The following is a 25,116-nucleotide window of genomic DNA, read 5'->3' as shown; positions in this document are numbered from 1 at the left end:
GGCCGCATCGCGGCCCCGTTGTGTCAAGCTTTGTAAGCACGCGGGTTCAGGCCCGCGCCGGAACTTTGCGGAAATGGTTGTCCCAGGAGACCTCGCGCGACGGCGCCAGCACGGGCTGCTCCTTGCCGGACGCGTCGGTGCGCAGCATCGCTCCCAGGCCGCTGCTCAGCAGGAAGCCGTCTCCGGCGGCCGGCGCCACGCCGCAGCCATCGGCCAGTTCGGTCGTGCCCAGGCAACGGCCGCTGGCCGCGTCCCAGTAGATCACCTGCCCGCCCACCGGGCTGGATGTCGCGACCACGGCGCCCGCGGCATCCACCGCCACCGAACCGACATAATTGCGCATCTGGCGCAGCGCCTGCGTGGGTCCTTCGAACAGTTCCAGCTGCGCGCCGCGCCTGTGCCGTCCCACCAGCGCCGGCCGGTCGGAGGCCGGACCCATGTACTGGCAGCCAAACCAGACGCAGCCGTCGGCGGCCAGCGCCAGGTGACGGATGGACAGGCGGTGCAAGGCGGGCTCCAGCTCCACTTTTTCCAGCAGCTCGCCGCTGGCCGCGTCGATGTAGGCCAGCGAGGGCCGCATCGTGTCCAGGTTGAGCTCCAGCTTGCCGTAGTCGGGATGCGTCAGGATGCCGCCGTTGGCGACGCACAGCGTCTTGCCGTCGGGCATCAGCACGACTTCATGCGGACCGATGCCGCCGCTGTCGAATTCGCCGATACGGCGGTATGCGCCGCCGGGCGAGGCGTCGTACAGCCCCAGCACGCCCCGGCCCGCTTCAAAATCGTTTTCGGTGGCGGCCAGCAGCCGGCCGCCGTCCACGTAGGCGCCATGGCCGAAGAAGTGGCGTTCCTCGTGCATGGGCAAGGCCTGGGGCTCGCCGCCGCGCAGCGAGAAGGCCAGCGCGAAGAAGCCCGGCTGGCGGCCGAAGACGACCGCGCGTTCCCCCGCGGCATCGATGGCGAAGCTGTGTCCGCGCGCGGGCATCGGCACCACCAGCCGGTCATGCCCGGCCGCGTCCAGCAGCGCGGTTTCGTCGCGCCCGCCGCGTTTGCGCGCGCTCAGGTACAGGACTTCGCCGTCTTTGGGCGCAGCCGCCAACGCCGCCGCCGGACCCAGGCCCAGCGCGGCCGCAAGCGACAGGAAGCGGCGCCGGTCAATCGCCATCGAGCGCATTGAATCCGATCGTGACGCCCAGGGCCGGCGCCAGATTCTCGTCGACGATGGCCTTGGCGTTCTTCAGGGTCAGCGCCGCCAGCGTCAGTTGCCTGCGCCCGTCCTCCTGAGCCAGGGCCTGCTCCAACGGCGTTGGCACATCCAGCAGCGTGCGCGCCGCGCTGGCCAGTTCACCGCGCACGGACTCGGCCATCCAGGCATCGCCCTTGGGCAGCGCATAGGCGCCCGCCTGGTAGAAGGCCTGCAGCCCTTCCAGGTTGGCCGCCAGCAGGCGCGTGGACAGCTGGCTGCGCCAGAATGCGGCGCGCTTGGGCCGCGCCGCTTCCGGCGTGTCGCCCAGCACCGGCAGGATCTTCACGTCGCGTGCGAACTGCAATCCCGTGGAAAGCGACTTCATGGCCTCGGCCGCGATTTCCTGCTGGTCGCGGTACAGGTCGTTGCCGGCCTTGGGTTGCGCAAACTGCCGGCCGAAATCGCCTTCGGCGCTCCAGGCCTGAGCTACATCGCGCGAGATCTGCCTGACGTTGGCGACCACCGCCCGGGCGTAATCGCAGGCGTAGGTGCCGACCTGTCCGCCATCCTGCCGCAGCAAGGCCGGCTCGCCGTACAACACGTATTCCAACGCGGGCAGGCCCTGCACGGCCACGCTGCGTCCCGCTAGTGCACCGGGCACGAGCAAGGCGCCGTCCTGGGCGGTGATCAGCGCCTGCACCTGCTTGGGCATGACGCCGCGCGTATCGGGCCAGAACGCCAGGCGCTCGTAGCGGTTGGCCTGCACCAGCGGGCCGAAGCGCAGGAACTCGATGCCGGACCACGCCAGGGCCAGATTTTCGAAAGCCTCTTTGACGCGCTTCGCGTCGGCTGCGCCGGGCTGCGCGCACCAGCCGCCCAGCGCGCCGTCCAGCGCCGACGCCGCGTCAACCATCCTGGCCACGGCGGGACGGGCGTAATCGCGCGCCAGGCGCTCGCCCAGGTCGGAGGGCGGCGCGGCCAGCGCGGCCGAGGGTGCGGCCAGGACCAGCGTCGCGGCCGCGGCGCGCTTGAACATCAGCTTTGCAAATCCGGCCATCACAGCGACTCCAGGAAACGAATGAGATCGGCGCGTTCTTCCGGCGTCATCGCCACCACGCGATCGCGCGCCGGCTTGGCCTCGCCGCCATGCCACAGCACGGCTTCCAGCAAGGTGCGCGCGCGTCCGTCATGCAGCCAGGTGGCATTGGGGTTCACGGTCTTGGTCAGGCCGATGCCCCACAGCGGCGGCGTGCGCCATTCGCGGCCATTGGCCAGCCCGTCCGATACGCCGTCGGCCAGATCGTCGCCCATGTCGTGCACCAGCATGTCGGTGTAAGGCCAGATCAGCTGGAAGCGATGCTCGGGCTGCTTGGCGTTGCGGCTGGTGACGTACTTGGGCACGTGGCAGGCGACGCAATTGGCTTCGTAAAACAGCTTCTTGCCGGCCAGCACCCGCGCATCGTCGGCGTCACGGCGCTGCGGCACGGCAAGGTTGGTGGAATAGATGGTGACGAAGTCCATCAGCTTGGCCGGCACTTCCTCGGGGCCGAAGCGTGGCTGCGCGCCGTGCGGCATGTCCAGGCACTCCTTCTGAGAAGGCGTGCAGTCGCCGGAATGCTGAGGGAACAGAGGCGTGGACAGCCCCATGTCGTTGGAGAAGGCGGCTGCGCTCTGCTGCTCGACCGTGGGTTGGCCGGCCTTCAGGTTGAAGCGGCCCAGCACGCGCGCGCCAGTGCGCGCGTCGGTGACCCAGTTGGCCTTGCCGACAATGCCGTCGCGCTTGTCCGCGCCCACGTTGGCCAGGATGTCGGCTTCGTGGATGGATTCCAGCAGGCCCAGGCCTATCATGGGCGGCGCCAGGCGCGGCGAGATCTGCGTGTCCGCGCGCATCGGGCCATAGCCCAGGTTCTCGATGCGGTAGGCCGGCTTCATCAGCGTGACGGTTTCACCGCCGTTGAGCGCGACCGGGACCGGCTGGTATTCGATCTCCATGCGGCCTTCGGCGGGCAGGCCCGCGACCGCGAAGTTCTGCAGTTGCACGCCGTAAACGGGTTCGGGCAAGGCCGCGATCTCGCCCGGCGCGAGCTTGGGGTGGCCGCGGTCGGCGCCCTGCGGCACCGCCAGGCGCAGCAACAGCGCTACCGCATCGGTACGTTCCAAAGGATCGAAGCCCGGCACCGTGCCGCGTCCGTCCTTGGTGTGACAGGCCTGGCAGGAACGCGCATTGAAGAGCGGGCCCAGGCCATCGGACGCCTGCGTGGAAGCCGGCGCCGAGACCCAGTCCTTGCGGAACAGGCCGTTGCCGACCTGGAATTCCTGGCGCCCTTCGAAGCTCATGTTGGCCGACGGCTGCGAAAAGATGTCGGCGTTGATGAGTTTGTTGGTGGTGGCGGCCCCAGCCTGCATGGTCTCGAAGGTCTCGACCTTGGAGAAATCGCGCGTGGGCGCCGTGATGGCGGTCACGCGTTTCAGATCTTCGGGCGTGAGGTCGTCACGCCCGGTTGGAGCGGCGGCGGCGCCGGCATGGGCCGACGCCGCCAGTACGGCGGCTAAAACGAGTTTCACTTGAATACGGCGTCAGGTTTGTCCAGGCTGTCGGAACCTTCGATGGCAACCTTGCCCAGGTCCAGCAGGGCGATCACGCGCTCCAGGCTGCGGGTCTGGTCGACCAGGCGGTCGATGGCGGCCTGGACCACGGCATTGCCTTCCTTGTTGCCGTCCGAAATCATCTGGTCGTAGGTTTCGACCGTTTCGGCGCGCGTCTTCATCGCCTGCATGGCGGCCACGGTGGCGTCCAGCTTGGCGCGAACCTCGGCGTCCAGCTTGGGATCGCGGGCCTTCACCAGTTCCGACAGGCTGGCGCCCGAGACGGTCTTGCCGTCGATGCGGGTGTAGCTGCCCAGGTAGACGTTGCGGATGCCGATCTGGTCGTAATAGTGCGAGTTGTGCGTATTGTCCGAGAAGCAGTCATGCTCTTCTTCGGGGTCATGCAGCATCAGGCCCAGCTTCATGCGTTCGCCGGCCAGCTCGCCGTAGGACAGGCTGCCCAGCCCGGTCAGCATGGCGATCAGGCCGGCCTTCGGATCTTCTTCGACGGCCTTGCGCGCGGCGCCGTCCTTCTTCCAGTTGCCGACCATCTCTTCCAGGTCCGTCACCAACAGATCGGTCACGGCCTTCAGGAACTGCACGCGGCGTTCGCAGTGGCCGCCCGTGCACTGCTTCGGATCGAAATCGGTGTGCGGACGGTTGCCGGCATGGCGTTCCTGCGGCGTGCCCTTGCGGTCTGCCGGCGCGGGGCCGGTGCCGTTCAGGTCCTGGCCCCACAGCAGGAATTCGATGGCGTGGTAGCCCGTGGCCACGTTGGCTTCGTTGCCGTCGGCTTCATGCAGCACCTCGGACAGCAGCTGGGGCGTGATCTTGCTGACATCGACGGTCTTGCCGCCCACAGAGATCTTGGAATTGGCGATGACGTTGACGGCGTAGTAGGCGTTCTCGTCGTTTTCCGTGCCGTAGGAGGCGTCGACGTAGTCGATCAGGCCTTCGTCCAGCGGCCATGCGTTCACACGGCCCTCCCAATCGTCGACGATGGGGTTGCCGAAGCGGTACGCCTCGGTCTGCTGGTACGGCACGCGCGCCGCAAGCCAGGCCTCGCGCGCGGCCTTCAGCGTTTCGGCGCTGGGCTTGGCGATCAGGGCGTCGATGGCGGTGCGCAGGGCTTTGGCGGAAGTCAGCGAGTCTTCGTAGCCGGCCAGCGCCAGATCCGAATACGTGGCGACCACGGCCTTGGGCTCGGCCGCAGCCTGGGCCGTCCCCCCGAACACCGCAGCGGCCAACACCGCTCCCAACAGCAACTTGCGCATCGACTCTCTCCCGTAACAGGAACGGATCCCGCCCCCACGGCGGCCCGCTCAACCTCGAATTTTGAGGATGAGAGTGTAAACAATTTTCGTTTGGTGTTCAGAATAAAGTCAGATACCTGACATTTCTTTGAACCGCCAGGCGCCGTCCGGACTCCAGTCCGGGCGGCGCCTGGCCGGCCTAGATGCGCCTCAGCGTTGCAACGGAGATTTCGCCGTTTCCCTGGCAGCCAGCACCGCCACCGCCGTCACGATCAGCGCCGCCGCCACGTACAGCGATATGGCAAAGGTCGAGTTCCAGGACTTGAACAGGCTGGCGATGATCAGCGGCGCGAACCCGCCGCCGACGATGCCGGCCAGGGTGTAGGCCAGGGACGAACCCGCATAGCGCACACGGCCCGGAAACTGCTCGGTGATGAAGGCGGCCTGCGGGCCGTACATCAGCGCGTGGATCAGCAAGCCCACCACGACGGCAGCGCAGATGGCGATGGGATGCGCGGTGTCCATCAGCACGAAGAAGACGAAGGCCCAGATCATGCCCAGTACCGCGCCCGCCAGATACACCGGACGGCGGCCGATCTTGTCTGACAGATGCCCGCACAGCGGCACCGCAATCGCGTTGAGCGCGGCGCCCAGCATGGTCGCGGTGAGCGCCATGGGCCGCGACAGGTGCAGCACCGTGGTGACGTAGGTCAGCGTGAACACCACCACCAACGCATAAAGCACGTCGGAGCCGATGCGCGAGCCACCCGCGATCAGCAGCTGCCGCCAGTACTGGCCCAGCACTTCCTTGATGGGCGTGGCGGCGGTTTCGCGCTTCTGCTCCATTTCCAGGAACACGGGCGTTTCCTCCACCCCGCGGCGCAGCCACAGGCCGAACAGCACCAGCGCCACGCTGGAGACGAAGGGCACGCGCCAACCCCAGGCCTGGAAGTCCTCGGGACTCAGGAAGGCCGAGACCGCGGCGATGAAGCCCGTGCCTATCAGCGTGCCGCAGGACGGACCGATCTGCGTGAAGGAAGCGTTGCGCCCGCGCTGGTCCGGCTTGCCATGCTCCATCGACAGCAGCACCGCGCCAGCCCATTCGCCGCCCAGCGCCACGCCCTGTACAAAGCGCAAGGCCACCAGGGCCACCGGCGCCCACACGCCCCAGGACGCGTAGGTCGGCAACAACCCCATCAGGCCGGTGGACACGCCCATGATGACCAGGGTGGCGACCAGGACGAACTTGCGTCCCAGCCGATCACCCAGGTGGCCAAAGACGAAGCCGCCCAGGGGCCGCGACACGTAGCCCACGGCATAGGTGGAAAACGCCAGGATCGTGCCCGTCAGCGGGTCGAAGGACGGAAAGAAGATGGCGTTGAATACCAGCGCAGCCATCAGGTTGTAGATGGTGAAGTCGTACCACTCGAGCGTGGTGCCGACCGAACTGGCCAGGGCCAGCCTGCGCATCTTGTTGGGCGCTGCCGCGGTCTTGACCGCCGCGGCGCCGTATAGCGTTTGTTCAGCCATGGGATTCCCCTTGAATCGGATGTTTGGTGACTGGCCGCAATGGGCTCAGCGCAGGTCGGCGGCCGTCAGCTTCCAGCCCAGTTCCAGCAGCCAGGCGCCCGCCGGATCGGTATCGAACGCGCTGCAAGCCCGGTCGCGCAGGACGCGCGCGGCGGCCGCGGAACTCGCTTCCGCCACGAACAGCGGCGCCAGCACACGGTTTTCGGCGGACTCGCGCGGCAGCGGCGTGCTGAGCGCCGCGTCCGGCACCAGCAGGTAGGACTGCACGAAGCCGTCCGCCTGCGCCAGTTCGGCGCCCAGCGCCTGCGCCCGCGCCACCAGCGCTTCGCTGTCATCCGTCGCCGGCAGAGGCAGGACCGCGATCTCGCTGCCGGAGCCAAAGCCCGTCACGGCCCGCACGGCGCACACGCGGCGCATCGGGTCGCGCATGCGGTCCAGGTTGGTCACCGACCACTCGGTCTGGCGCTCGAACGCCTTGCGATAGCCCGCCGTGGTGAAGGCGGCCAGCGATTCGGTGCGATACAGGCCCAGATACTTGCGGCCGCCTGCGCGCGACAGGTAGCGCGCGCCCGACAGAAAGCCGGGGATGCGCACACGTTCTTCCACGTGTTCGCGGTCGTACCAGCGGTTGAAATCGGCTTCGTGGGCGGGGTCGGCGTCAGTGGCGACGAACAGCAGGCCGTGCGGCGGGAGAGTGGATTCGGTGCGCGTGCTCATGGGCGGAAGACAGGAAATTCCTTCGATTACGGAAGGCTCCATCTTCAGCCGGCCGGCTGCCCCGGGACAAACGAGTAATTCTTCTGCGCGGCAATAAAATTACTGAAAGACGCCCTAGGGATAACACTATTGCGCCGAACCCAATCGCGGCGCAGCGACCGACGACGTGAACTGGTCCGACGCGCGGCTGGCGAGTTCGGCCACCAACCGGATCGCGTCCGACCCGGCGCTTTCCAGATAGCTCACCACCAGCAGCTGGGGCGGCACCGGGATGTCGCAGCGGATGATCTGCACCTCGCCTCGCGCCACATATTCATAGATGGGCGGCAGCGGCACCAGCGCCCGGCCGAAGCCGCTGCGCACCAGCCGCGCCAGCGCGGAGATCGAGCTGACGCAGTGCACTTTGCCCTGCGGCATGCCGACTTCGCGGTACAGGGCCTTGAGCGCTTCGTGCGGCTGCGATCCCGGGCTCATGGTCAGCACCGGCTCGCTCAGCAGCTGTTGCGCGCTCAGAGCGTCCTCGTCGCCAGCCGGTCCGACCCAGCCCATCTCCATTGGCAGGCAGGCGGTGCTGATGATGCCGCTGTCGTTCAGCAGGTCCGTCTGCAGCGCGATATCGAGCGTGCCCTCGCGCAAGCCCCGGTGCAGCGCGCGCGTGGTTTCGGAGGTGAGCTGGACCTCGATGCCCGGGTAGGTGGAGCGCAGATTGGTCAGGAAGCCGATCAGCCAGGTGTGCACCACGGTCTCGATGGCGCCGATACGCACCAGGCCGAAGACCTCGTCGCCGCCCTTGCCCAGCGACAGGATCTGCTGGCGGATCTCCAGCAGTCGTTCGCCATAGTCCAGCAGCCGGGTGCCGGTGGCCGTCAGCCTGAGCTCCTTGGCGTCGCGCTCGAACAGGCGCGCGCCTATGTCCTCTTCGAGCGACGCGATGCGATTGGCCACGGCGGCCTGGGTAATGTGCAGACGGTCGCTCGCCGCCCGGAAACTGCCCAGGCGCGCCGACCACAGAAAGGCTTCGACAAAACGCGTATTCATCTCGGTATGACGCAGCCAGGGCGTCGCGCAAGGGTTCACGAACCCGGAGCGGCACGCTCCGATCCGCCCACATGCTACGCCATCGCGCGCAGCGCGACACAGGCCCGGTTATGTCCCCTTCAATGGTGCGCCGTGCACCAATGTGGTTCAGGCGAGGCACCAGCGCGAGGCCGGCCCGCCACGCTCCCTGGGCGCCTGCCGCCCCGGACGAAGTTGGCACGGCTCTTGCTTGATGCCTGGTATGCCAGCTTGTCTACAAGCGCCACTTTCCTTGCACACCAGGAGCTCCCTCATGATCTACCGCAACGCGCCCCATGCCTTCAACGCCACCCGCCGCCGGCTGATCCAGGGCGCCGCGCTGGGCGCCGCGACGTTGGCCGCGCCGGCGCTGACGCGCGCGCAGTCGGGACCCGTCATCCGCATCGGCTTCTGGCCCGTGGCGGCCGGCCTGCCGTTCTACGCGGCGCTGGAAAAGGGCTATTTCAAGGAGGCCGGGTTGAACGTCGAGCCGCTGAAATTCGCGGGCGCGCAGCAGGTCATGGAAGCGATGCTGGCCGGCCGCGCGGACGGCAGCGCCAACGGCACCGGCTCGGCCAACCTGGCCATCGGCGAGATCGCCTCGCCCGGCCTGTTCAAGATCTTTGCGTCCAATCCCAGCAACGCCAAGCACGTGCTGGATGAGTTCATCGTCGCGAAAGACAGTCCCATCAAATCCATCGCAGACCTCAAGGGGAAAAAGGTCGGATCTGGACCCGGCATCCAGAACGCCACGCTGGCCAAAGCAGTGCTGGAGCGCGCCGGCGCAACCGGGGCGACCGTGGTCGAGCTGGCGATAAGCCAGCACGTCGCCGCGGTCGCCGCCGGCCAGTTGGACGCCTGCTACACGCTGGAGCCCACGGGCACGGTGGGCAGGCTGAACGGCACCACCCGCGTGCTGGAATCGGGCGTCATCGCCAAGTACGTGCTGGGCGATCCGATGGCGCCGTGGTTCGGCGGGTCGGCATCGCTGACCACCGCCTTCCTGAAGAAGCATCCCGAGGAAAGCAGGAAATTCATCGCCGCCTATGCACGCGGCATCGAACTGATCCGCAGCAAGCCGGAAGAGGCCCGCCCCTACCTCAAGGGCTACACCGCCATCGAAGGTCCGATGACCGAGGAAGTGCCGCTGGCCGCCTACACCCTCTACAACGAGTTCACGCCCGGCGACATCCAGCACTTCCAGAAATTCTTCGACCTGTTCGCCGACAAGGGCGTCTTCGCCCAGAAGGTCGACGTCTCGACCATGCTCTACAAGGGCTAAGCCATGACCGCAACCACTGCAACAACCGCGGCCGGCCCGGCCGCGACAGCGCGGCCCCTGCGCAAATTCGACACGAGCCGCCTGCTGCCGCTGATCGGCCCGCTGGCGCTCTTCGTGGTGTGGGACCTGGTGGTGCGCCTGCAACTGGTCAGCCCTGTGCTGCTGCCCACGCCCAGCGCGGCGCTTGCGGCGCTGGTCAAGGGCATGGCGGGCGGCCCGCTGCTGGCGGACTTCCTGGCGTCGCTGAACCGCACACTGCAGGCCTTCCTCATCGCGGGCGTGATCGGCGTGCCGCTGGGCGTGCTGCTGGGCAGCAACGAAAAGGCTTATCGCAGCGTGGAGTTTCTGATTGATTTCTTCCGCTCCACGCCCTCTTCCGCGCTGATTCCGCTGTTCCTGATGATCTTCGGCGTCACCGACATGAACAAGATTGCCATCGCGGCCTTCGCGGCGGTGCTGGTGATCCTGTTCAACAGCGCGTACGGCGTCATCAACGCCCGCAAGCAGCGTGTCATGGCGGCGCGCGTGATGGGCGCGTCGCGCTGGCGCATCTTCAAGGACGTGCTGATCTGGGAAAGCCTGCAGCCCACCTTCGTGGGCCTGCGCAGCGGCGTGTCGATGGCGCTGGTCATCGTGATCGTGGCCGAAATGTTCATCGGCTCCGACAGCGGCCTGGGCAATCGCATCATCAATGCGCAGCAGGTGCTGAACGTGCGTGACATGTATGCGGCCATCCTCGCCGCCGGCGCGCTCGGCTATGTGCTGAACATTCTTTTTCTCGTGCTGGAAAAGCGCGTGGTCCACTGGAGCGGCCGCTGATGTCCACCGTCCTCAATCCCGTCATCGCCCCCGGCCCTGCCGCCGCGCCGTTCGAGCCCGGCCCGCTGGGCACCCACATCACCATACGCGGGCTGACCAAGTACTTCGCCGGCTGGCCGCTGTACGAGGACTTCAACCTCGACATCCCCAAGGGCAAGATCGTCTCGGTGTTCGGCCCCAACGGCTGCGGCAAGTCGACGTTGATCAACATGATCGCCGGCCTGATTCCGATCGACTCGGGCGAGATCCTGTTCGACGGCAAGTCGCTGGCTCAGACCAAGATCGGCTACGTCTTCCAGAACTACCGCGAGGCCATGTTCCCGTGGCTGCGCACCATCGACAACATCGCCTATCCGCTGCGCCTGGAAGGCCGCAGCAAGGCCGAGGTGGATGCGCGGGTCGCCGAGCTGGTGGCCTCGTTCGACGTCAAGTTCGACCTGAACCGCTATCCCTATGAACTGTCCGGCGGACAGCAGCAGACCGCCTCGATCATGCGCGCGCTGGCGCCCGGACCGGAGGTGCTGTTCCTGGACGAGCCCTTCTCCGCGCTGGACTTCGAGATGACGCTGTTCATCCGCGAAAAGCTGCAGGAGGTCTTCATGCAGACCGGCACCACCATGCTGCTGGTGTCGCACGACCTGGAGGAAGCCGTGTACCTGGCCGACCAGGTGCTGCTGCTGACCAAGCGGCCCACCCGGGTCGCGGAGATCCTGGATTACCGCGACGCGCGCCCCCGCACGGTGGCGACGCTGTCAGAACCCAGCTTCATCGAAATGAAGAAGCTCAGCCTGGAAATCTTCCAGCGCGAAGTGCGCAAGTAAATCACCCGTACCGGAGAGTCCGCCATGACCCAGGAAACCATCGACCAATACGTGCGCAGCGCCCTGGCGCTGGCCGGCTATGCCTTGCGCGAGCAGGCCGTGGCCGACGTGGCGCAGCAGTTCGCGCGCATCCAGGACATCGCGGCCGGCTTCGTCGATGAGCCGCTGGCCGTGGAGCTGGAATCTGCCGCGGTGTTCCGCCCGTGAGCGGCCCCGCGCAGGATATCGCGCGCCAGGTCCGCGCCGGCGAACGCAGCGCAATGGCGGTGCTGGACGCCACGCTGGCGCGCGTGCGCGAGCGCGATCCGCGCTACAACTGCTTCACCGCCATCACCGAAAGCCGGGCGCGGCAGGAAGCGGCGGCCATCGACGCGCGCCGCGCCCGCGGCGAGCCGCTGCCGCCGCTGGCCGGCGTGCCCTATGCGGTCAAGAACCTGTTCGACATCGCCGACCAGGTCACCCTGGCCGGCGCGCGGGTCAACGCCTCCAACCCGCCCGCGCGGCGCGACGCCAGACTGGTCGAACGCATGCGCGAGGCCGGCGCGGTGCTGGTCGGCGCGCTGAACATGGACGAGCACGCTTATGGCTTCACCACGGAAAACAGCCACTACGGCCCCTGCCGCAACCCTCACGACACCACCCGCATCGCCGGCGGCTCGTCCGGCGGCAGCGCCGCCGCGGTCGCGGGCGGCCTGGTGCCTCTGACGCTGGGCTCGGACACCAACGGCTCGATCCGCGTGCCCGCCTCGCTGTGCGGCGTGTTCGGCCTGAAGCCCACCTTCGGCCGCTTGTCGCGCGCAGGCTCGTTTCCGTTCGTCGGCAGCCTCGACCACCTGGGGCCGTTCGCGGCCAGCGCCAGCGACCTTGCCGCCGCCTACGACGCGCTGCAGGGCATGGACGCCGACGACGTGGCCTGCGCCCAACGCCCGGCCGAACCCACGCTGGCGGCGCTGGCCGGCGGCATGCGCGGACTGCGGGTGGCGGTGCTTGGCGGCTACTTCGCCGAATGGGCCGGACCGCAGGCACGCCGTGCCGTCGAGATCGCGGCGCACGCGCTGGACGCCACGGCCGTCGTCGAACTCCAGGGCGCGGCCCAAGCCCGCGCCGCGGCCTTCGTCATCAGCGCGGCGGAAGGCGGCGCCTTGCACCGCCGCAAGCTCGTTACGCACTATGACTACTACGAACCGCTGTCGCGCGACCGGCTGGTCGCAGGCAGCCTTATGCCCGCAACCTGGGCGCAGCAGGCGCAGCGCATCCGCCATCGCGTCTATCGCGAAGCGCTGGCGCTGTTCGAACACTACGACGTACTGATCGCCCCCGCCACGCCGGTGCCGGCCACGCCCATCGGCGCAGACTGGCTGACACTGGCCGGCCAGCGGCTGCCGGCGCGCGCCAGCATGGGCATCCTGACGCAGCCGGTGTCGTGCATCGGGCTGCCGGTCTGCGCCGCGCCGGTCTGGCCCGAAGCCGGACAGGACGATCACCTGCCGTTGGGCGTGCAACTGATCGGCGCGCCGTGGCGCGAAGCCGATTGCCTGCGCGCCGCACATGCGCTGCAGCAGGCCGGCATTGCCCGCCTACGCTCTCTTTAACCACCGCTCCGAGGCCACCACATGGGAACCGCCTTCGCCGTCATCGACATACCGCGCACGCTGGCCGACACCGCCTACGGCACGCTGAAGCGGGACATCCTGGACTTCCGGCTGGCGCCGGGCGACCGCTTCACTGAAACCGAGATCGCCGACCGCCTGCAGGTCAGCCGCACGCCGGTGCGCGAGGCCCTGTTCCGGCTGGAGCGGGAAGGCTATCTGGAGGTGCGCCAGCGCAATGGCTGGCTGGTAAAGCCATTGGACTTCAACACGCTGGACCATTTCTACGAGCTTCGCAGCGTGCTGGAGGCGGCCGCGGTGCAGTCGCTGTGCGCAGCGGCCAACGCCGCCGAACGCCAGCGCGCGCTGCGCCCGCTGGCCGACATCTGGCTGGTGGACCCAAGCGAACGATCCGCCGACAGCGAGCGGCTGGCGGACCTAGACGAGCGCTTTCACATCGATCTGGTGGCCGCCGCAGGCAACCCCGAGATCGCGCGCGTGCACCGCGCAGCCACCGAGCGCATCCGCATCGTGCGGCGCCTGGACTTCACGCTACCCGAACGCATCGGCAAGACCTACGAAGAGCACGCGGCCATACTCGACGCGGCGCTGGCCGGCGACGCAGCACGCTCGGTTGCGCTGCTGAACGCGCATATCCAGGGCAGCCAGGCGGCGGTGCGCAAGATCACGCTGCACCGGTTGTATTCCTCCCGCAGCGCGCGCGCGGCCTGAACCGGCCGCGCATGCCTGCTTCAGCTCGCCCGCAGCCAGCGCTGCAGCATGCGCGCCACCAGGGGCATGCAGATGAACACCATGACGGGCGTCAACGCTACGCTGGTGATCAGCACCCGCCAGAACACCGGCAAGAGGCTCAACGGTTCGCTGGCCAGCACGGAAAACGCCAGCAACACCGGAAAGTAAGCCAGCCAGATGCTGACGGCCTGCTTCCAGCGCGGCGGCGCGCTGGTCCTGGGCGCGAACCAGTCATCCGTGCCGCTGACTCGGCGCTCGTGGCTGGCGCGCACCAGCGACGCGCCGCGTTCGAGCCACATGCGGCGCGGCAGGGAGTTTTCCCAGCGGGCGAGGCTGGCCGCGTCGGCAAAACGCAGGACGATCTGGTACTGGTCGCCGCCTTCGGCGGGCTGCAGCACGCCGGACCCGAGAAAGCCCGGGAAACCTGCCGCGAGGATCTCCCCCTGGCGCATCCAGGACAGGAAATCGCCATAGCGTTCGGGTGCGATGTGCCGGGTGACCAGCATGGTGACCGGGGCGGGAACGGTGGAACGGGACATGGCGGAACTCCTGGATCGGCGCGTAGCTTGTTATGCAGTATTAACCCTAGCAAGCGGCATGCCAGGATCGTCGCGCCGCGCCCCCCCGACGAGGCCGAAAGACCGCGGCCGCGGAGATGGGTGCGCCGCACCGCAAGACACACCACATTGGTGATTACCCCTATATTTCGCACCAGAACGGTGCCAACTGGAGCAGCAAGCATGGATATCAATCTGCCCGACGTCGTGGCGGAGGTCACAGCCGCCCTGGACCGCTACGAAACCGCCCTGGTGAACAACCAGGTGGAAGTGCTGGATGGGCTCTTCTGGAACAGCCCTCACACGCTGCGCTATGGCGCGGGCGAAAACCTCTACGGCTACGATGCCATCCGCGCCTTTCGCGCGGCGCGTTCGCCGCAAGGCCTGGCCCGCCGCGTGTTGCGCACGGTCGTCACCACCTACGGCCAGGATTTCGCGACGGCCAATCTGGAGTTCCAGCGCGACGGCAGCGACCGCATCGGCCGGCAAAGCCAGACCTGGATGCGCACGCCTGAAGGATGGCGCGTGGTCGCTGCCCATGTCAGCCTGATGAGCTGATGCGCCAGCCCGCGCGCAGCCGACATCAGCGCGTCATGATCATGAATAAACATATCCGCGATCGAGATTGAGCGGGCTTGCTTACAGGTCTACACTGACATTCCCGTCCACCCCTTGGAGCCTGCGCCCCATGAGCACCTACAAGATTGCCGTTTTCGTCGGAAGCCTGCGCGCTGCCTCGTTCAACCTGCGGCTGGCCCGCGCGCTGGAAAAGCTGGTGCCCGCGGACTTCAAGTTCGAATACGTGAGCCTGGGCGACGTGCCGCTCTACAACCAGGACAACGAAAACAACCTGCCCGGCCCCGCCGCCAAGCTCAAGCAGCAGATCGCCGACGCCCAGGGCATCCTGTTCGTGTCGCCCGAGCACAACCGCTCCGTGCCCGCCGCCATCAAGAACGCCATCGACTGGGGTTCGCGTCCCTGGGGCCAGAACTCCTGGACCGGCAAGGCCGTCGGCATCGTCGGCACTTCGCCCAGCGCTGCCGGCACCGCGTTGATGCAGCAACACCTGCGCAACATCCTGGCCGCCGAGGGCGCCAACGCCCTGACCACGCCCGAGGTCTTCCTGCAATACACGGAAGGCCTGGTCGATGACGAGTACAACATCACCAACGAAGGCACCCGCAAATTCCTGCAAGGCTGGGTGGACCGCTACGTGGACTGGATCAAGAAGTTCAACCCCTGATCGCCGCCGCTGCCGGCGCGGGCTCCTCCCGGCCGGCAGAGATCGCCCGTCTACCTCCGGGCGATCCAGCCCCCCGATACGTCGGGGGGCTTTTTTTTGCAGCGACGACGGTCGCCGCTGGCGCATCCAATGCCGCCAGGGCACCGGCCCGCCGCCGGGCCGCCCCAAGGCGGGCCAGCCCCCTCGGGGGGCAGCAAGCGAGCGCAGCGAGTGCGGCGTGGGGGCTCACACTTATCCCCGCCAACTGTGGAGAAGGTTGAGGACAGCCTTGGGGCAGAATGAAAAATCCGTGCCCCGCCAAGCACTTGCAAGGGCCGGTCAAAAATTGCGCAATCATCCTTTTGGATGATGTTTGACGCACTTATCCACTGAAATCAGGATGCCCGGGCAGACTTCCGCGGCGGTCTCGCCTGAATGTGGATTTGTCCCCGCGTTCTGTGGAGAAGCATGAGGACAGTATGAGGGCAGGTCGGAAATTCCCTTGCATATCAAGCGCCTGCAAGGGGTGGTCAAAAATGGCCCAAATGCTGTATCGAGGCGCCAAGGTTGTCCCCGCCAAATGTGGATAAGCCTGAGGACAGTATGAGGGCAGGACGCAAAAAGCCTTGTGGGCCAAGCACTTGGAGGGGCCGCTCAAGAAACGCCCACAGCCGGCGGGTTCACGATGCCACGTCGGACCTTGAGCGCCGCAGCCACAAGCGAGACAGGCTTGTCCCCACCGAATGTGGACAAGCCTCTGAACAGTCGGATAACAAGCTGAAAAACTCCTTATCCGACAATCACTTGGAAGGCGTGCTCAAGAAAGAAGCAGCAAGCGGACTCACTCGTTCCCTTCCAGCCGCATGCCTATCTTCAAGCCGACCTGCCAGTACGCCACCTTGCCATCCTTGATATGGCCGCGCACTTCGGTGACTTCGAACCAATCCAGGTTGCGCAGCGTCTCGGAAGCGCGCGCGATGGCCTGCGTGATGGCGTCGTCGGTGGACTTGGTGGAAGAGCCCACCAGTTCGATTTGCTTGTAGACATGATTCGACATAGCTCGTCTCCGCTTAGGGGGGTGAGTCGTGCATCGTCGGTCTGGCGGCGGTGTTCCGGCGCTTACGACCGGCAATCCATTCGAACACACAGCATACGCCCACGGCGTTAGAGTGGTGTTACGAGTTCCGTCGCACCGGCCTCGGCGCGGCGGAGCCCGTTCCCGCAACGCAAGCAAGGAGGTGTCGTCATGCCTGAACGAAAAACCCTGGAACGAGCGGCGCGCGACAAACGGCAAGGAAAATCCGCTTCCACGCAGGCCGGAGAATTCGTACGCGAGGAAATCGACCACGTGCGCGAAGGCAAACATGGCGTGCGGTCCACCAAGCAGGCCATCGCGATCGGGCTGTCCAAGGCGCGCCGCGCCGGCGTGGCCCTGCCTACGCCGAAGAAGGCCAGCGCGGCGACCAAGCGCAAGGCGAAGCAGGACAGCGACGCGTCTCATGATGGGCATGCCAAGTCCACCAAACGCGCCAAGGCCACCACCACCGCCCTGAAGAAGGAAAGCGCCAAGCCCGCTTCGCGCACCGCATTGTCGCGGCAGGCCAGCGCATCGGCCTCCAAGCGCAGCGCCGCCGCCCGCTCGGCCGCCGCCAAGAAGGCTGCCGCCACCAAGGGCGCTGCAGGCCGGTCCGCTGCCGCGAAGAAAGCCGCCCGCACGCGCGCGGCAAACCAACGGGCCAGCCACGCGCATTGAAGCCCCAGAAGACCGGCTAGCCCGCCTCGAAGGCCTTGAAGCGTTCGTGCAGGAATTCGCGCAGCCGCTTTACCGCCGGCGAGAGCAGCATGCGGTGCACGCACAGCAGGTATAGCGGCGAGGGCTCGCTGGTGTAGTCGGCCAGGACTTCGATGAGCCTGCCCGCCCGCAGGTCGGCCAGCACGTCAAATCGCGACTTGTAGGCCAGGCCATGGCCAGCCAGGGCCCAGCGGCGCACCAGTTCGCCGTCGTCGCCGACGCGGTCGCCCTTGACCGGTATGGTGAGCGCGGCGCCCTCGCGCCGGAAGGCCCAGCGGTCGTGCAGGGTTTCGCCCAGCACGAAGGACAGGCAATTGTGGCGGCGCAGGTCATCGGGCACCTGCGGCACGCCATGGCGCGCAAGGTATGCGGGCGAGGCGCACACCACGCGGCGGTTGTGCTCGGACAGCGGCAGGGCCACCAGTCCCGAGTCGTTCGGCGTGCCATAGCGCACCGCCAGATCCACCGGCTGGCGGTACAGGTCGGCCAGGCGGTCGCTGATGCGCACCTGGAAATTGACGCGCGGATGCTGTTCCTGGAATTCGTCCAGCCACGGCAGCAGCACGTGGCGGCCCAGGTCGGACGGGATCGACAAGGACAGCGTGCCGGAGATCTCCGTCTTGTTGCGCGCTACGGCGTTCCTGCCCGCGTCCAGCGCCGACAGCGCCGCGCGGGCATGCTCCAGATAGCGTGCGCCGTCGCTGGTCAGCCTGAGGCTGCGCGTCGTGCGCACGAACAGGCGCGCATCCAGGGCCTGCTCCAACCGCTTGAGCGCGGCGCTTGCGACTGCGGGCGTCAGGTCCAATTCGCGCGCGGCGGCGGAAAAACTGCCTTGGTCCGCCGCCGCCATGAATATCTTCAGATCTTCGAACCGCACCATGCCCGCCTCATTTTCAAAAAATTATTGAAACTGACTGCGATGCTAGCCGCTTTTTCGCTGGTTTGGGCTGGGTAATCATGGCTCCATTCCCCGACACGCAAGGAGTCCCCTTCATGAAAATCGAATTGAACGGCAAGAAAGCCCTGGTTACTGGATCGTCCGGCGGCATTGGCCTGGCCATCGCCGCGGGCCTGGCCGAGGCCGGCGCCGAAGTCGTGCTGCACGGCCGCAACGCCGACAAGCTGGCCCAGGCCGCCGCATCACTTGCCAAGCAGTTTCCCGCTGCGCGCGTGAGCACCGTGCAGGCTGATCTCGCCACTGCCGACGGCGCGGCCTCGATCTCGGCCGCCCATCCCGACGTCGACATCCTGATCAACAACGCCGGCTACTTCGCGCCCAAGTCCTTCACTGAAATCACGGATGACGACTGGCAGTACATGCTGGACACCAACGTCATGAGCGGCGTGCGCCTGTCGCGCTACTACCTGCCGCGCATGCTGGCCGCCGGCTGGGGCCGCATCGTGTTCATCTCCAGCGAGTCCGCCGTGCAGATCCCCGCGGAAATGATCCACTACGGCGTCAGCAAGACTGCCTTGCTGGGCGTGTCGCGCGGCCTGGCCGAACTGACCGCCGGCACCGGCGTCACGGTCAACGCGGTGCTGCCCGGCCCCACCCGCTCGGAAGGCGTGTCGGACTTCTTTGCCGAAATGGCCAAGGAACAAGGCGTCACGCAGGACCAGATGGAGCGCGACTTCATCGCCCAGCACCGCCCCACTTCGCTGCTGCGCCGCCTGGCCACCGTGGAAGAAGTGGCCAACATGGTCGTCTACACCTGCTCCACGCAAGCCGCCGCCACCAACGGCGCGGCGCTGCGCGTGGACGGCGGCGTAGTGCGTTCCATCATCTGATCCGGACAAGCCGCCATGAAAGCCATCGCCTATTTCAAGAACCTGCCCGCCGATCACCCGGAGGCGCTGCAAGACATCACCGTCGCCGACCCGGTGCCCGGCGACCATGACCTGCTGGTCGAAGTCCGCGCCATTTCGGTGAATCCGGTGGACGTGAAGATCCGCGCCAACCGCAAGCCCAAGGATGGCCAGGCCGAAGTCATAGGCTGGGACGCCGCCGGCGTGGTGCGCGCCGTGGGCGCAAAGACCAGCCTGTTCAAGCCGGGCGACCGCGTCTGGTATGCCGGCGCGCTGAACCGCCCCGGCGCCAACAGCGAGCTGCACGTGGTAGACGAACGCATCGTCGGCCGCATGCCCGACAGCCTGGACTACGCCCAGGCCGCGGCGCTGCCGCTGACCACGATCACCGCGTGGGAGCTGCTGTTCGACCGGCTGCGCGTGCTGGACAACGCCGCGCCCAGCCAGGGCAGCCTGCTGGTCATCGGCGCCGCGGGCGGCGTGGGATCCATCCTGGTGCAGCTGGCTCGCCAGCTGACCGGACTCACGGTGATCGGCACCGCCTCGCGTCCGGAAACCCAGGCTTGGGTGCGCGAGCTGGGCGCGCATCACGTGATCGATCACAGCCAGCCGCTGGCCGCCGAACTCAAGCGCATCGGCTTCGAACACGTCAGTCATATCGCCGGCCTGACCCAGACCGACCAGCATTTCGCGCAGATGGCCGAAGCGATTGCGCCGCAAGGCAAGATCGCCCTGATCGACGACCCCGCAGCCATCGACGTGCGCCTGCTCAAGTCCAAGTCGGCCTCGCTGCATTGGGAGTTCATGTTCGCGCGTCCGCTGCACGGCACGCCCGACATGATCGCGCAGCATGAACTGCTGAACCAGGCCGCCCGCCTGATCGACGAAGGCACGCTGCGCACCACCCTGGGCGCGCACTACGGCAAGATCAATGCCGAAAACCTGCGCCGGGCGCACGCCTTCATCGAAAGCGGCAAGGCGCAGGGCAAGATCGTGCTGGAAGGGTTCTAGGACCCGTGGGCCATGCCTCGCCGCTCGCGGCGGCGGGGCATCTCGCAATTGCAAGCAGAAAGCAGTACAAACTCGACTGCGCGCAAACGCATGCGCGACCCAATCGGGAGTCTCTTCTGCTCGTCCACATTCTCAATCAGGCGCTTGAACCCGTGCTCTGGGGGATGGTGGCCTTCACCCTGCTGATGCTGCGGCTGGCTCCCTTGCAAGGATGGAAGGCCGCCATCGTCGCCGGCATCACGGCCGGACTGGTCTTCGACACGGTGCAGTTCCGCGTAGGGCCGCCGCGCCTATGGGACTCGCAAGTGCTGGGTTCGGTGCTGGCCGCCCTGCTGGCGGCCGCCGTGTTGGAGACGCTATTCCTTCTGTTGCGCCGCTCGCGAGCCGAGCGGGCCTGAAGCGCCCGGCCGGCATCCGGTCCGGACTGGACGCTGGATGCGCGGGCAATGCACCGGTCTAGGCGCGCCCTTCCCGCTTGGCGCGGGCGTGGGGATCATTGATCTCGGCTTCCAGTTCGGCGATCAGCCATTCCAACCAGCCATTTTCGCTGCGCGCGTAGACCACCGCGGCGGGCGTCTTGCCCGTGCGCCAGCCTGGCTGGTGTGCGTCCATCCACGCCCCCAGGCTTTTGTGCGGCGCCAGCAGGCCTGACAGCCACGACCACAGATAGTCGGGCACGTTGCGGCGGAATCCTTGCGCGCAGGCATAGAGGGTGGGCTCAAGCGGCAGATTGCCGGCGCGCGCCAGCCTTGCCTGCACACGGCGCAGCGTTTCGGCCGCGGCCTGCAATTGTTCGGTGCTGAGCTTTTTCATCGAAGGACTCCTGGACTTGGTTTGCCCGGATTATCGCCGCAGGCGGCGGCGCTTTCAAAGCGCCGCTTGCGGGCGTCAGGAACGCGCGGCCCGGGGCGGCTCCAGGCCAAACAACGCGGTCGCGGTAAAGCGCGCGCCGGGCTCGAGCGTCCGCATGCCGGTGCGGGTCTCGCCGCCCGCCGCCAGGTTGAACGCGTCCGCCACGTTGGTGACCGGCTCGACGCACAGGAACTCTGACCCGCCCGCCGTATAGACCACCAGGTGCGCAAACGCCGGGTCGGCGTGCAGCGATAGCTGATGTCCATCGGGCCAATGCAGGGTGGCTCGCCCCTCCCACTGCGACAGATAGGTATCGCAGCCGCTGGCCGAACGCCGCAGCTCGCGCACATGGACGGCCTTGCTGCCATTGGGCAGGCCGTCGGCGTCCGCCGTCCACTCGCGGCGCGCATGCAGCGTGACGCGCTCGGCCGTGAAGTAGGGGTGCAGGCCCAGGCCACAAGGCATGGGCGTGTCGCCGAGATTGACGATGGCAAGCGCCACGCTCAGGCCGCGCGCGTCCAGCTGATAGCGCTGCACGCATTCGAAAGGCCAAGGCCAGCCCAGCACGCCGGCGGGCTGCTCCAGCACCAGGTCGACGTTGTCCGGGCCGTGGCTGCGCACGCTCCATGGCTGGTACAGACCCGCGCCATGGATCGCATGGGGCCGGCCGGCTACCGACTGCAGCGCGTGCCTGGCGCCGTTGAAGGTGAACACGCCATCGCGGATGCGGTTGGAGTAAGGCGCCAGCGGATAGGAGCCTGCCCGCGGCCAGCGTCCCGCGGGCCACTGCGTGTCGGTCAGGGGCACGATCCAGTCATGGCCGCCGGTGGACAACCGCGTCAGGCGCCCGCCGCCGCCCGGCGCGAATTCGGCCTGGTGCGGACCGCTGGAGATGGTGATGCGCTCGCTGGCGTCCAGCGTGGCCGGGACGGATAGAACCTGCATGGATAAGAAACTCCGGCGGCGGAAACAGGGCCGCGCGCTGCGATTGTGCCGTTTGCGGACGGGCGCGGGCAAGCAGGCCGGCCTGCTCATCCTGCCGCAGCGGCAACGCCGCACAATGCCAGCAGCCGCCCCAACGCCGGATTCTGGTTGGTCTGCAGCCACGCAATGCCGTGCTGCAGCTTAGGGGCGTCCGCGGGCAACGGCCGGAACACCACGCCCTCCATGTTGAAGGATTCGATGTCGCGCGGAATGATGGCCACGCCGGTGCCGGCCGCGACCAGGCACAGCAAAGTCTGGGAAGCCTCCGTTTCCCGCACCACGCGCGGCAGGAAGCCCGCCTCCAGGCAGATCGCATCCATGGCGCCGCGCAAGTGGAAGCCCTTGCCCGAGGGATAGGCAATGAACGGCTCCTGCGCCAGATCCGCGACACGCAATTTGGCCTTGGCGGCCAATGGATGCGCGTCGGCCAGCGCAATGGAAAACTCGCTGAGCATGAACTCGTGCGACACGATGTGCTTGCCCTCCAGCGGCAGAAAACACAAGGCCGCGTCCAGCGTGCCGTCCAGCAGCTTCAGGCGCAGTTCACCCGTGGGCAGCGGCCCCTGGATATCCAGCGCGATATCGCTGTAATGGCGCCGGCAATCGCGCACCAGCCCCGGCAGGCGCACATGGCTGGCGCGTCCGGTATAGCCCAGCCGCAGGCTGCCGGTCTCGCCCCGGCCAGCCTTGCGGCAGGCCTCCACCGCGCCATCGAGCTGCCGGAACATGGGCTGGATGCTATCCAGGAACACGCGGCCCGCCACCGTCAGCGTCACCTTCCGCGTACTGCGGTCGAACAGCTTCACGCCCAGCTCGTCTTCAAGTTCGCGGATGCGCTGGCTCAAGGGCGGTTGGGCGATGTGCAGGCGCAAGGCGGCCCGTGTGAAATTCAGTTCCGTGGCAAGGACCACGAAGCTCTGCAGGTGGCGCAATTCCATGAGTGGCTCCAAGGCTGCTGGCTATTTATATCCATTAAATATAAATCATGCATCGATAATAAATTGGACGACTCAATCTCCACGTCCTAACCTGCCACGCATTCCATAACGACACAGCGTGGAGACAAGCATGGCTGATCTTTCGGGGCGCGTGGCCCTGGTAACCGGTTCGACCAGCGGCATCGGCCTGGCGGTAGCGCGGCGCCTGGCGCGCTCCGGCGCGACCTTGGTGCTCAACGGCCTGGCCGACGCCTCGGCGGCCGACGCCCTCTGCGCCGAATTCCGCGATACCTATGGCGTTCCGGTCCGTTTCCAGCCCTGCGACCTGCGCAAGCCAGCCCAGATCGAGGCCATGATGGCCGAGCTGAACCAGGCCTACGGCGCGCTGGACATCCTGGTCAACAACGCCGGCATCCAGCACGTCAGCCAGATCGAAGCCTTTCCGGTCGACAAGTGGGACGACATGATCGCGGTCAACCTGTCCGCCAGCTTCCACACCATACGCACCGCGTTGCCTGCCATGCGCGCACGCAACTGGGGCCGCATCGTCAACATGGCGTCTATCAGCGGCTTGCGCGGCCGCGCCGGCAAGACCGGCTACAACGCCACCAAGCATGGCCTGATCGGCCTGACCAAATCGGTAGCGCTGGAAACCGCGCAGACCGCCATCACCTGCAATGCCATCTGCCCCGGCTGGGTGCATACGCCGCTGGTGCAGAAGCAGATCGACGCGCTGGCCGAGCGCGAAGGCCTGGACAATGCCGCAGCCACCAACAAACTGCTGGGCCTGCGCCAGCCTTCGGGCAAGTTCGTCACCCTGGAGCAGATCGCCGGGCTGTGCGAATTCTTTTGCTCGCCCGACGCCGACGAAGTCCGTGGCGTGGCCTGGGCCATGGACGGCGGCACCACCGCGGCCTGAAGCCGCAACGACGGCCTTAATTGAATATGCGCGCAGGCCGGGCCACAGCGCGCAGCGATACCGATAACGCCCGCGAGGAGTACAAGATGCTGGACCACACCCACGCGCCCACCGCCCAGAGCTGGGTCGACAGCGCAGACGGCCATCCGGATTTTCCGGTGCAGAACCTGCCGATGGGCGTGTTCCGCCGCGATGGCGGCGCGCCACGAATCGGCGTCGCCATCGGCGAGCAGGTGCTGGATGTCCGGGCCGCCGTGGAGCTGGGCCTGCTGGAAAGGCTGGACCCGGCCACGCGCCAGGCGCTGTCGGCGCGCAGGCTCAACGATTGGATGGCTTTGCCCGCCGCCACCCGCAAGGCCGTGCGGCACGCGCTGTTCGCCCTGCTGGACGCCGCAAACCCCGGCCGCGCGCGGCACGAGGCCCAGGGCGCGCGCCTGCTGCATCCCCAGGCGCAGTGCGAACTGCTGCTGCCCGCGGACGTGGGCGACTACACCGATTTCTATGCCGGCATCCATCACGCGAGCCATGTGGGCAAACTGTTCCGCCCCAACAACCCGCTGATGCCGAACTACAGGCATGTGCCCATCGCCTATCATGGCCGCGCATCCTCCATCTGCCCGTCCGACACGCCCGTGCGGCGGCCGCACGGCCAGGTCAGGACCGCCGCCGGCGTCGATACCCCGGCCTTCCGGCCCTCGGCGCAACTGGACTTCGAACTGGAGTTGGCGATCTGGATCGGTCCCGGCAACGCGCTCGGAGAACCGGTGCCGCTGGAACTCGCCGCTGGCCACGTGGCCGGCTACGGCTTGCTGAATGACTGGTCCGCGCGCGATATCCAGGCCTGGGAATACCAGCCGCTGGGCCCCTTCCAGGGCAAGAATTTCGCGTCGACGGTTTCGCCCTGGATCGTGACCAGCGAGGCGCTGGCCCCGTTCCGCCGCGCCGCAATGGCGCGCGGCGACGCCGATCCCGAACTGCTGCCCTACCTGCGCAACGCCGAGGACGCTGCCACGGGCGGGCTGGAGATCGCACTGCAAGCATGGCTGTCCACGCCGCTCATGCGCGAACGCGCGCAGGCGCCGCGGCAGTTGTCCGCATCCGACGCGCGCCACCTGTACTGGACGCCCGCGCAGATGGTCGCGCAGCACACGCTGGGCGGCTGCAACCTGCGCCCGGGCGACCTGCTGGGCTCGGGCACCATCTCCACGCCCGACGAGAGCGGCCACGGCAGCCTGCTCGAACTGACGCACGGCGGCACGCAACCCATTACCCTGCCCTCGGGCGAAACCCGGCTGTTCCTGGAGGCCGGAGACGAAATCACCCTGACGGCCCATTGCAGCCGCGAGGGTTTCCAGCGCATCGGCTTCGGCGCAAGCCGCGCGCGCATCACCGATTGACGTTCAATACCAGGCATCCCGCTAGACCTGGAGACGGCCGGCAAGCCGG

Annotated in this window: 27 protein-coding genes; 14 read left to right on the top strand and 13 right to left on the bottom strand. The window is 67.3% G+C overall.

The genetic code is table 11. The annotated features are described in order from the left end of the window. Positions 1–46: 46 nt before the first annotated feature. From IB259_RS29540 to IB259_RS29510, 7 genes are all read right to left on the bottom strand, one after another. Positions 47–1,162, bottom strand: a complete 1,116-nt coding sequence (locus IB259_RS29540; RefSeq protein WP_192330913.1) for a DUF1513 domain-containing protein — start codon at positions 1,160–1,162, stop codon at positions 47–49. Further along, positions 1,152–2,240, bottom strand: a complete 1,089-nt coding sequence (locus tag IB259_RS29535; protein WP_175181866.1) for an imelysin family protein — start codon at positions 2,238–2,240, stop codon at positions 1,152–1,154. Before IB259_RS29535 ends, IB259_RS29540 begins: the two co-directional genes overlap by 11 nt. Beyond that, positions 2,240–3,748 carry a di-heme oxidoredictase family protein gene (locus IB259_RS29530; protein ID WP_192330911.1) on the bottom strand — a complete coding sequence of 503 codons (1,509 nt, stop codon included), beginning with the start codon at positions 3,746–3,748 and terminating at the stop codon, positions 2,240–2,242. The genes IB259_RS29535 and IB259_RS29530 overlap by 1 nt, the downstream gene beginning before the upstream one ends. Further along, a complete protein-coding gene (locus tag IB259_RS29525; RefSeq protein ID WP_054453210.1) occupies positions 3,745–5,043 on the bottom strand; it encodes an imelysin family protein in 1,299 nt (432 codons plus the stop codon). Before IB259_RS29525 ends, IB259_RS29530 begins: the two co-directional genes overlap by 4 nt. 189 nt (positions 5,044–5,232) lie before the next feature. After that, the gene (locus IB259_RS29520; protein WP_054453211.1) at positions 5,233–6,552 is read right to left on the bottom strand and encodes an MFS transporter; all 1,320 of its coding nucleotides are present in this window, start codon (positions 6,550–6,552) and stop codon (positions 5,233–5,235) included. 45 nt (positions 6,553–6,597) lie between these two features. Continuing rightward, on the bottom strand, positions 6,598–7,269 hold the full coding sequence (locus tag IB259_RS29515) for a DUF4286 family protein (protein WP_192330909.1): 672 nt from the start codon (positions 7,267–7,269) through the stop codon (positions 6,598–6,600). A 126-nt stretch (positions 7,270–7,395) separates the two neighbouring features. Next, positions 7,396–8,307: a LysR family transcriptional regulator gene (locus tag IB259_RS29510; protein ID WP_192330907.1), complete on the bottom strand. Its 912-nt coding sequence runs from the start codon at positions 8,305–8,307 to the stop codon at positions 7,396–7,398. A 292-nt stretch (positions 8,308–8,599) separates the two neighbouring features. On the opposite strand from IB259_RS29510, the gene IB259_RS29505 reads away from it, so the two are divergent. The 6 genes from IB259_RS29505 to IB259_RS29480 are packed head-to-tail and all read left to right on the top strand — an operon-like array spanning position 8,600 to position 13,568. After that, positions 8,600–9,607, top strand: coding sequence for an ABC transporter substrate-binding protein (locus IB259_RS29505; RefSeq protein ID WP_054453217.1), 1,008 nt, complete (start codon positions 8,600–8,602; stop codon positions 9,605–9,607). A gap of 3 nt (positions 9,608–9,610) precedes the next feature. Then, positions 9,611–10,426: an ABC transporter permease gene (locus IB259_RS29500; protein WP_054453219.1), complete on the top strand. Its 816-nt coding sequence runs from the start codon at positions 9,611–9,613 to the stop codon at positions 10,424–10,426. Continuing rightward, positions 10,426–11,247, top strand: a complete 822-nt coding sequence (locus tag IB259_RS29495; protein WP_054453221.1) for an ABC transporter ATP-binding protein — start codon at positions 10,426–10,428, stop codon at positions 11,245–11,247. Before IB259_RS29500 ends, IB259_RS29495 begins: the two co-directional genes overlap by 1 nt. A 24-nt stretch (positions 11,248–11,271) precedes the next feature. Next, on the top strand, positions 11,272–11,454 hold the full coding sequence (locus IB259_RS29490; RefSeq protein ID WP_054453222.1) for a DUF4089 domain-containing protein: 183 nt from the start codon (positions 11,272–11,274) through the stop codon (positions 11,452–11,454). Then, on the top strand, positions 11,451–12,839 hold the full coding sequence (locus IB259_RS29485; RefSeq protein ID WP_192330905.1) for an AtzE family amidohydrolase: 1,389 nt from the start codon (positions 11,451–11,453) through the stop codon (positions 12,837–12,839). Before IB259_RS29490 ends, IB259_RS29485 begins: the two co-directional genes overlap by 4 nt. A gap of 21 nt (positions 12,840–12,860) precedes the next feature. Then, positions 12,861–13,568, top strand: coding sequence for a GntR family transcriptional regulator (locus tag IB259_RS29480; protein WP_192330903.1), 708 nt, complete (start codon positions 12,861–12,863; stop codon positions 13,566–13,568). 20 nt (positions 13,569–13,588) lie between these two features. On the opposite strand, the gene IB259_RS29475 is transcribed toward IB259_RS29480, so the two are convergent. Then, positions 13,589–14,128 (bottom strand): antibiotic biosynthesis monooxygenase, encoded by a 540-nt coding sequence (locus IB259_RS29475; protein ID WP_054453226.1) that lies wholly within the window; start codon positions 14,126–14,128, stop codon positions 13,589–13,591. 201 nt (positions 14,129–14,329) lie between these two features. On the opposite strand from IB259_RS29475, the gene hpxZ reads away from it, so the two are divergent. Both hpxZ and IB259_RS29465 read left to right on the top strand, forming a co-directional pair. Beyond that, a complete protein-coding gene (gene hpxZ, locus IB259_RS29470) occupies positions 14,330–14,704 on the top strand; it encodes an oxalurate catabolism protein HpxZ (RefSeq protein WP_192330902.1) in 375 nt (124 codons plus the stop codon). Between the two features lie 130 nt (positions 14,705–14,834). After that, positions 14,835–15,389, top strand: coding sequence for an NADPH-dependent FMN reductase (locus IB259_RS29465; protein WP_192330900.1), 555 nt, complete (start codon positions 14,835–14,837; stop codon positions 15,387–15,389). Positions 15,390–16,209: 820 nt separating this feature from the next. Here IB259_RS29465 and IB259_RS29460 read toward each other — a convergent pair. Next, on the bottom strand, positions 16,210–16,425 hold the full coding sequence (locus tag IB259_RS29460; protein ID WP_054453233.1) for a dodecin: 216 nt from the start codon (positions 16,423–16,425) through the stop codon (positions 16,210–16,212). Between the two features lie 189 nt (positions 16,426–16,614). Between IB259_RS29460 and IB259_RS29455 the strand changes: the two genes are divergently transcribed. Next, the gene (locus tag IB259_RS29455; RefSeq protein WP_054453235.1) at positions 16,615–17,121 is read left to right on the top strand and encodes a DUF6496 domain-containing protein; all 507 of its coding nucleotides are present in this window, start codon (positions 16,615–16,617) and stop codon (positions 17,119–17,121) included. A gap of 16 nt (positions 17,122–17,137) precedes the next feature. Here the strand turns inward: IB259_RS29455 and IB259_RS29450 are convergent, their stop codons facing one another. Next, a complete protein-coding gene (locus IB259_RS29450; protein ID WP_119450068.1) occupies positions 17,138–18,040 on the bottom strand; it encodes a LysR family transcriptional regulator in 903 nt (300 codons plus the stop codon). 113 nt (positions 18,041–18,153) lie between these two features. On the opposite strand from IB259_RS29450, the gene IB259_RS29445 reads away from it, so the two are divergent. From IB259_RS29445 to IB259_RS29435, 3 genes are all read left to right on the top strand, one after another. Beyond that, positions 18,154–18,948 (top strand): SDR family NAD(P)-dependent oxidoreductase, encoded by a 795-nt coding sequence (locus tag IB259_RS29445; RefSeq protein WP_119450069.1) that lies wholly within the window; start codon positions 18,154–18,156, stop codon positions 18,946–18,948. Between the two features lie 15 nt (positions 18,949–18,963). Beyond that, positions 18,964–19,977, top strand: a complete 1,014-nt coding sequence (locus IB259_RS29440) for a zinc-binding alcohol dehydrogenase family protein (RefSeq protein ID WP_054453241.1) — start codon at positions 18,964–18,966, stop codon at positions 19,975–19,977. Between the two features lie 152 nt (positions 19,978–20,129). Then, complete coding sequence (locus IB259_RS29435; RefSeq protein WP_370528722.1) at positions 20,130–20,375, top strand: hypothetical protein; 246 nt, start codon at positions 20,130–20,132, stop codon at positions 20,373–20,375. A gap of 58 nt (positions 20,376–20,433) precedes the next feature. Here IB259_RS29435 and IB259_RS29430 read toward each other — a convergent pair whose 3' ends face one another. From IB259_RS29430 to IB259_RS29420, 3 genes are all read right to left on the bottom strand, one after another. Next, positions 20,434–20,790: a hypothetical protein gene (locus IB259_RS29430; RefSeq protein WP_054453246.1), complete on the bottom strand. Its 357-nt coding sequence runs from the start codon at positions 20,788–20,790 to the stop codon at positions 20,434–20,436. A 75-nt stretch (positions 20,791–20,865) separates the two neighbouring features. Further along, positions 20,866–21,774 carry an aldose 1-epimerase gene (locus IB259_RS29425; RefSeq protein ID WP_192330899.1) on the bottom strand — a complete coding sequence of 303 codons (909 nt, stop codon included), beginning with the start codon at positions 21,772–21,774 and terminating at the stop codon, positions 20,866–20,868. A gap of 86 nt (positions 21,775–21,860) precedes the next feature. After that, the gene (locus IB259_RS29420; protein ID WP_054453248.1) at positions 21,861–22,751 is read right to left on the bottom strand and encodes a LysR substrate-binding domain-containing protein; all 891 of its coding nucleotides are present in this window, start codon (positions 22,749–22,751) and stop codon (positions 21,861–21,863) included. A 130-nt stretch (positions 22,752–22,881) separates the two neighbouring features. Between IB259_RS29420 and IB259_RS29415 the strand changes: the two genes are divergently transcribed. Then, positions 22,882–23,670 (top strand): 3-hydroxybutyrate dehydrogenase, encoded by a 789-nt coding sequence (locus IB259_RS29415; protein ID WP_054453250.1) that lies wholly within the window; start codon positions 22,882–22,884, stop codon positions 23,668–23,670. 86 nt (positions 23,671–23,756) lie between these two features. Next, positions 23,757–25,067 (top strand): fumarylacetoacetase, encoded by a 1,311-nt coding sequence (gene fahA / locus IB259_RS29410; RefSeq protein ID WP_192330898.1) that lies wholly within the window; start codon positions 23,757–23,759, stop codon positions 25,065–25,067. The last annotated feature ends 49 nt before the right edge of the window (positions 25,068–25,116 follow it).

This window comes from Achromobacter sp. ACM04, assembly GCF_014851465.1.
Lineage (GTDB): Bacteria > Pseudomonadota > Gammaproteobacteria > Burkholderiales > Burkholderiaceae_B > Achromobacter > Achromobacter aegrifaciens.
Note: the sequence above shows the minus strand (reverse complement) of the source record. Positions and strands in the feature narration are given on the sequence as shown.

What these genes read in the sequence shown, in the direction of transcription:
- IB259_RS29540 (WP_192330913.1), bottom strand. Translation starts at nt 1,162, where the DNA reads ATGGCGATTGACCGGCGCCGCTTCCTGTCGCTTGCGGCCGCGCTGGGC.
- IB259_RS29535 (WP_175181866.1), bottom strand. Translation starts at nt 2,240, where the DNA reads ATGGCCGGATTTGCAAAGCTGATGTTCAAGCGCGCCGCGGCCGCGACG.
- IB259_RS29525 (WP_054453210.1), bottom strand. Translation starts at nt 5,043, where the DNA reads ATGCGCAAGTTGCTGTTGGGAGCGGTGTTGGCCGCTGCGGTGTTCGGG.
- IB259_RS29520 (WP_054453211.1), bottom strand. Translation starts at nt 6,552, where the DNA reads ATGGCTGAACAAACGCTATACGGCGCCGCGGCGGTCAAGACCGCGGCA.
- IB259_RS29515 (WP_192330909.1), bottom strand. Translation starts at nt 7,269, where the DNA reads ATGAGCACGCGCACCGAATCCACTCTCCCGCCGCACGGCCTGCTGTTC.
- IB259_RS29510 (WP_192330907.1), bottom strand. Translation starts at nt 8,307, where the DNA reads ATGAATACGCGTTTTGTCGAAGCCTTTCTGTGGTCGGCGCGCCTGGGC.
- IB259_RS29505 (WP_054453217.1), top strand. Translation starts at nt 8,600, where the DNA reads ATGATCTACCGCAACGCGCCCCATGCCTTCAACGCCACCCGCCGCCGG.
- IB259_RS29500 (WP_054453219.1), top strand. Translation starts at nt 9,611, where the DNA reads ATGACCGCAACCACTGCAACAACCGCGGCCGGCCCGGCCGCGACAGCG.
- IB259_RS29495 (WP_054453221.1), top strand. Translation starts at nt 10,426, where the DNA reads ATGTCCACCGTCCTCAATCCCGTCATCGCCCCCGGCCCTGCCGCCGCG.
- IB259_RS29490 (WP_054453222.1), top strand. Translation starts at nt 11,272, where the DNA reads ATGACCCAGGAAACCATCGACCAATACGTGCGCAGCGCCCTGGCGCTG.
- IB259_RS29480 (WP_192330903.1), top strand. Translation starts at nt 12,861, where the DNA reads ATGGGAACCGCCTTCGCCGTCATCGACATACCGCGCACGCTGGCCGAC.
- IB259_RS29475 (WP_054453226.1), bottom strand. Translation starts at nt 14,128, where the DNA reads ATGTCCCGTTCCACCGTTCCCGCCCCGGTCACCATGCTGGTCACCCGG.
- hpxZ (WP_192330902.1), top strand. Translation starts at nt 14,330, where the DNA reads ATGGATATCAATCTGCCCGACGTCGTGGCGGAGGTCACAGCCGCCCTG.
- IB259_RS29465 (WP_192330900.1), top strand. Translation starts at nt 14,835, where the DNA reads ATGAGCACCTACAAGATTGCCGTTTTCGTCGGAAGCCTGCGCGCTGCC.
- IB259_RS29460 (WP_054453233.1), bottom strand. Translation starts at nt 16,425, where the DNA reads ATGTCGAATCATGTCTACAAGCAAATCGAACTGGTGGGCTCTTCCACC.
- IB259_RS29455 (WP_054453235.1), top strand. Translation starts at nt 16,615, where the DNA reads ATGCCTGAACGAAAAACCCTGGAACGAGCGGCGCGCGACAAACGGCAA.
- IB259_RS29450 (WP_119450068.1), bottom strand. Translation starts at nt 18,040, where the DNA reads ATGGTGCGGTTCGAAGATCTGAAGATATTCATGGCGGCGGCGGACCAA.
- IB259_RS29445 (WP_119450069.1), top strand. Translation starts at nt 18,154, where the DNA reads ATGAAAATCGAATTGAACGGCAAGAAAGCCCTGGTTACTGGATCGTCC.
- IB259_RS29440 (WP_054453241.1), top strand. Translation starts at nt 18,964, where the DNA reads ATGAAAGCCATCGCCTATTTCAAGAACCTGCCCGCCGATCACCCGGAG.
- IB259_RS29430 (WP_054453246.1), bottom strand. Translation starts at nt 20,790, where the DNA reads ATGAAAAAGCTCAGCACCGAACAATTGCAGGCCGCGGCCGAAACGCTG.
- IB259_RS29425 (WP_192330899.1), bottom strand. Translation starts at nt 21,774, where the DNA reads ATGCAGGTTCTATCCGTCCCGGCCACGCTGGACGCCAGCGAGCGCATC.
- IB259_RS29420 (WP_054453248.1), bottom strand. Translation starts at nt 22,751, where the DNA reads ATGGAATTGCGCCACCTGCAGAGCTTCGTGGTCCTTGCCACGGAACTG.
- IB259_RS29415 (WP_054453250.1), top strand. Translation starts at nt 22,882, where the DNA reads ATGGCTGATCTTTCGGGGCGCGTGGCCCTGGTAACCGGTTCGACCAGC.
- fahA (WP_192330898.1), top strand. Translation starts at nt 23,757, where the DNA reads ATGCTGGACCACACCCACGCGCCCACCGCCCAGAGCTGGGTCGACAGC.